General features: G+C 54.2%; 1 protein-coding gene. It reads right to left on the bottom strand.

The window, feature by feature from the left end; genetic code table 11:
• Positions 1–250 precede the first annotated feature (250 nt).
• Positions 251–627, bottom strand: a 377-nt coding sequence (locus tag BJF91_RS00015; RefSeq protein ID WP_075612455.1) for a DUF1810 domain-containing protein, incomplete at its 5' end; no start/stop codon positions are given.

Raw genomic sequence — 627 nt, 5'->3', positions numbered from 1 at the left:
GGTGACGACAGTCTCAACACACGGCTCGCCTGGATGAAGTCGGTCGGCGACAGAATGTCGTCCATGGATGCCACTCCCAAAATCGCCAAATCACGTCATGAAATTCGAAAGCAATATCTTTGGCGGGGTTGAGTGTTCCAAACGCGCCGCCACAATGACGAGAATAGGCTAGCTTCCAAAAAGGTCAAGATCTCCGTGGCGGTTTGTGGGTGTGGCGCGCGCTCAGGTCAAGCAGCGCACTTGATCCCGATTACAAGGTTGCAAGCGTTGCTTGATCGCCTCTACCTCCGTAAAACAACTGGAGGGCAGCTTCAAACGACGAACCTCCCTGGGCCACCGCGGCAAACAACGTCATGCTGGAGTGAAATTTGAGGTCATCTGGAGAACCCAGAATGTCGTGCGCACTGAGGCTGGGATGGCTGAGCATGGCGCGCGTACACTCCTCCAGTCGTGGCCCCAGAACACGATGCTGCAGGTAGGCTTCCGCCTCTACACGTCCAGATATCGCATAGAAGCGCGCAGTATGAGATCGACCAAGTCCGTGAATTTGCGGAAAGATGAACCACATCCAGTGCGACTTCTTTTTGCCATCACGCAGTTCTTGCAAAGCGTTGTCATATACCTCGT

The sequence above is a fragment of the Gillisella taibaishanensis genome (assembly GCF_001938985.1).
In the GTDB taxonomy this organism is placed as follows: Bacteria; Pseudomonadota; Alphaproteobacteria; order Rhizobiales; family Rhizobiaceae; genus Allorhizobium; species Allorhizobium taibaishanense.
Note: the sequence above shows the minus strand (reverse complement) of the source record. Positions and strands in the feature narration are given on the sequence as shown.